Origin of the sequence: Acinetobacter sp. 479375, from assembly GCF_000581715.1 — a bacterium.
GTDB classification, from domain to species: domain Bacteria; phylum Pseudomonadota; class Gammaproteobacteria; order Pseudomonadales; family Moraxellaceae; genus Acinetobacter; species Acinetobacter ursingii.
The window spans coordinates 1-2,339 of the sequence record NZ_JEZN01000056.1 but is presented as its reverse complement, the minus strand read 5'-3'; the positions used below and the strand labels follow the sequence as shown (position 1 = coordinate 2,339).

The 2,339-nt window shown below is 40.7% G+C and carries 4 protein-coding genes; 3 read left to right on the top strand and 1 reads right to left on the bottom strand.

The features are described from left to right. The 3 genes from J500_RS16600 to J500_RS16590 form a co-directional block, all read left to right on the top strand. Positions 1-283, top strand: a 283-nt coding sequence (locus tag J500_RS16600; RefSeq protein WP_031984729.1) for a transposase, incomplete at its 5' end; no start/stop codon positions are given. A 204-nt stretch (positions 284-487) separates the two neighbouring features. Further along, positions 488-763, top strand: coding sequence for a metal/formaldehyde-sensitive transcriptional repressor (locus J500_RS16595; protein ID WP_001133625.1), 276 nt, complete (start codon positions 488-490; stop codon positions 761-763). Positions 764-784: 21 nt separating this feature from the next. Continuing rightward, a complete protein-coding gene (locus J500_RS16590) occupies positions 785-1,897 on the top strand; it encodes an S-(hydroxymethyl)glutathione dehydrogenase/class III alcohol dehydrogenase (RefSeq protein ID WP_000842132.1) in 1,113 nt (370 codons plus the stop codon). A gap of 184 nt (positions 1,898-2,081) precedes the next feature. Here J500_RS16590 and J500_RS16585 read toward each other — a convergent pair. Then, positions 2,082-2,339 (bottom strand): DDE-type integrase/transposase/recombinase (locus tag J500_RS16585; RefSeq protein ID WP_004897259.1); only part of this gene is annotated, 258 nt, incomplete at its 5' end.

Here is a 2,339-nt window from a genome sequence, read left to right as displayed (position 1 = left end):
GCCAAGAAAAAATGCAAAACCATGGAAAGATCAGAAATTGAGATCTTTAGAGCGGAATGAGTTACTGAAAACAGTTAAACGTTTAGGAAGAACGCTTTGGAAAAAATGGTCTGGTTATCATCGTCGAAGTTTAGTTGAAACCAAGATGCATTGCATCAAACTATTAGGTGATAAATTAACAGCAAGGAGTTTTTCTAGTCAGGTGAATGAGATTCATGCACGCATAGCCGTATTGAACAAATTTACAGAATTAGGTCGTCCTCATACCCAAGTTGTCACTTGAATTCTGTTCAAATGAGCAGAGTGTTATCTTTTAAATCTTTGTGCAACAAAGCCCATCAGCTCTACGATGTTAATTTAAAAAAAACTAAAAACAGGGATAGAAAATTTTCGCTAAAGAGCTTTTTGATTTTCGATTTATAAAAAATATTGCTTTTTTTATACTATGGGGTACTATAGTATAAAAGCTAGCAAATAAGGAGGTCTGATGCCTAATCAGGTTGAAGACAAAAAAAAGATTCTTCTACGCGTCAGAAGGATCAAAGGTCAGACGCAAGCGATTGAAAAAGCGTTAGAAGACAATGTGGAATGTGGTGCAATTCTGCAACAAATATGCTCTGTGCGTGGTGCTATTAATGGTTTAATGAATGAAATGCTGGAGGTTCATTTAAAGGACACTTTAGTATCAGGTGAAACCACAGAACAACAACGAAAAGAAGAATTGGCTGAAATCGCCAAGATTCTAAAATCATATTTAAAATAGATCTGTATAAGGAATTATTCCATGAAGTCACGTGCTGCCGTTGCGTTTGCTCCTGGTCAACCTCTTCAAATTGTTGAAGTTGATGTTGCACCACCGAAGAAAGGTGAAGTATTAATCAAGATCTCCCATACCGGTGTGTGTCATACAGACGCATTTACTTTATCTGGCGATGATCCTGAAGGTGTTTTTCCGGCTATTCTCGGGCATGAAGGTGCTGGTGTCGTAGTTGAGGTTGGTGAAGGCGTGACTAGCGTCAAACCAGGTGATCATGTAATTCCACTTTACACCGCTGAATGTGGCGAGTGCGTATTCTGTAAATCTGGAAAATCGAACTTGTGTATTTCCGTTCGCGAAACTCAAGGTAGAGGCGTAATGCCAGATGGTACCACTCGTTTTTCCTATAATGGTCAACCGATTTACCACTATATGGGCTGCTCAACGTTCAGTGAATACACGGTAGTGGCAGAAGTATCATTGGCTAAAATCAATCCTGAAGCCAATCACGAACATGTCTGCTTACTGGGTTGTGGTGTCACAACGGGTATCGGTGCAGTACACAACACGGCTAAAGTACAAGAAGGTGATAGTGTTGCGGTCTTTGGTTTAGGTGGTATTGGTCTGGCAGTCGTACAAGCCGCACGTCAAGCTAAAGCAGGACGTATTATTGTGGTTGACATGAATCCAGATAAATTTGCGCTGGCAAAAGAGTTTGGTGCAACGGACTTCTTAAACCCTAAAGACTACGACAAACCAATCCAGCAAGTCATTGTCGAAATGACTGGTTGGGGTGTAGATCATTCATTTGAATGTATTGGCAACGTGAATGTGATGCGTGCAGCTCTTGAAAGTGCACACCGTGGCTGGGGACAATCCGTAATTATTGGTGTAGCTGGCGCAGGTCAGGAAATCTCTACCCGTCCATTCCAACTGGTTACTGGTCGTAAATGGCTAGGTTCTGCCTTTGGTGGCGTAAAAGGTCGTACGCAACTTCCAGGAATGGTTGAAGATGCCATGAAAGGTAAAATTCAATTAGAACCATTTGTGACACATACGATGGGCTTGGATCAGATCAATGAAGCCTTTGATCTAATGCATGAAGGTAAGTCAATTCGTACTGTAATTCATTACGAATAATTCCGTCAGACCTTATAGTTTTCCATGCATGTGCATCATGAATGACATGCATGGAATCCTCTAAAACGGCACATTATCTGTAAAACCGATCTATCTGTGTAGGCATCGTGTATAGGTTCAACAAACCTGCCTGGCACTGTTGCAAATAGAGATTTGAGTCGATGAAGTTCCTTTTTAAAAGTGCTTAGAGACCGAAAACCCTGTTGATTAGACACACTTCACCTTGAGGCTGACCATAATAAAATGACGATGCTTGTCCTTTACGTAGTGCACGCATGACTTCAATACCTTTAATTGTGGCATAAGCCGTCTTCATAGATTTGAATCCTAATGTGGCCCTGATGATCCGCTTTAACTTACCATGATCACATTCAATGACATTATTTTTATACTTAATCTGCCTGTGCTCAATATCTACTGGACATTTTCCTTCTCGCTTTAA

Excerpts from the sequence above, each read along its gene's own strand:
- J500_RS16590 (WP_000842132.1), top strand. The coding sequence starts at position 785 with ATGAAGTCACGTGCTGCCGTTGCGTTTGCTCCTGGTCAACCTCTTCAA.
- J500_RS16595 (WP_001133625.1), top strand. The coding sequence starts at position 488 with ATGCCTAATCAGGTTGAAGACAAAAAAAAGATTCTTCTACGCGTCAGA.